The 1,616-nt window shown below is 77.0% G+C and carries 1 pseudogene; it reads left to right on the top strand.

What is annotated here, in order from left to right:
• Positions 1-1,385 precede the first annotated feature (1,385 nt).
• A pseudogene (locus tag ACWCQ6_RS37185) lies at positions 1,386-1,616 on the top strand (hypothetical protein); the annotation flags it as partial.

Consider the following 1,616-nt stretch of genomic DNA (forward strand, 5'->3'; position numbering starts at 1 on the left):
GTCACGCCGGCCGCCCTGGAGGCGGGCCCGGTGCGGATGGACGTGTCGCCGATGGCACTCCCACCGTCGGCAGTTCCACCGCCGCCCCGGTGCGCCCCGCGCTGGGCAAGCCCCTGCGGGAACTGCCCATCGGGGCCATGCCCTCCGGACCGGCAGCGCGGAGCGGGGTCGTACCGCCCGCCCCGGCAGGGCAACAGCCGTCGGACATGCCGGTACTCCAGCGCCAGGAAAAGGATGCGGCAACCCCCGCAGTGACCGTGCCTGCGCCGGATGCGACGAAGCCGTCGGCACGTCAGCCGTCGTCCCCGCCGGAAGCTCGGGCCCAGCAGGCTCGGGCCCCGCAGCCGGCACAGCCCGGTCAGCCGTCGTCCCCGCCGGAAGCTCGGGCTCTGCAGGCTCGGGCGCCGCAGCCGGCACAGCCCGACAGCCCCGGCTCACAGGCCCGTGCCCGCGGTGGGATCGGCACTCCTCTTCCCGCGCTTCCGTCGACGGCCCGAGTCCGGAGGGACGCTCCTCTGCTCGGTGACCGCCGTCGGGCAGCCCGGCCGGGAGCCGCGGGCCCGCAGCGGGGCGCGTCACAGCACACCGCGCCCGCCGCATCGGCCATGCCGACGCCGAAGCCCCTGAACGCGCCTTCCGAGATGCCGGTGCGCTCGTCCGCCGTACCTGCCCCTCCCAGTGAGTCCGCACCGCAACCCGCGGCCGTCCAGCGCGTGGTGGACGCCTCGGGTGCGGGCACACCGGTCACTGCCGCTGCCCCTTCCGCTCCGGCACCTGTCGCGCCGGTACGTGTCCGCAGGATCGCTCCGGAGCGCGGGGAGCGACAGGCAGCCGGGGGTGCCGGGGGGCCGATGACGTCCGTCGTTCAGCGGTCCCGGGCCCTCCTCGCGGGCAGGTCCCTGAAGGTCAGCACCGGCTCCGGCGAAGGCTTTTCGGGGCCGACGGCAGGCAGCACTGCGCGGCCGGTCGTGGTGGCCACCTGGCGTCGCGATGTCCAGCAGCCGGGATCCGATGCGCCGTCGCCGTCGTCGGGGCCCGGTGGTTCCCGTCCCGCCGAACCCGCTGCACCGCACCGGCCCCGTGCAACCGCCCCGGGGCCGATGTCCGGGGGTGCGGCGCCGGAGAGGCCGACACCCGGCGGCACCGTCCAACGCCTCGTGCCCGCACACCCGTCGCCCGGCCCCGTGCGGAGTGGGGCGACTTCGGGCCGGACGCCCTCGGGTGAAGCCGGTCGCCTGCTGGGGACCGGAGGGGCAGCAGGTGCCGTACCCGAGGCCGAAACCGGACCCGCACTCGATGCAGGGCCCGCCGCCGGCCGGAAGGCGCGCGGGTCGACGGGCGGCGGCTCCCTCGTGCGGCTCGTACAACGGGCGGTACGCGGCGGTATGACAACGACGCCGTCCCGCACCGAGCCCCGCCGGCCGGAGCAGCAGCTCACGGAGCCGGGCCCCGTCCACCTCCCTGGACCGCCGTCCCCGGCACCACGGCCCGCGCCCGCCACCCCGTCCCCGTCGTCCGCCGCTCAGCCGGTTCCGGTCGTGCGTCCGGATCCGCCGGGCCCGCACCGGCCGGGAGCGACCGTCGTCCCCGTACAGCGGATGCCGCTGCCGGTGGTG

The sequence above is a fragment of the Streptomyces sp. NPDC001880 genome, assembly GCF_053594575.1.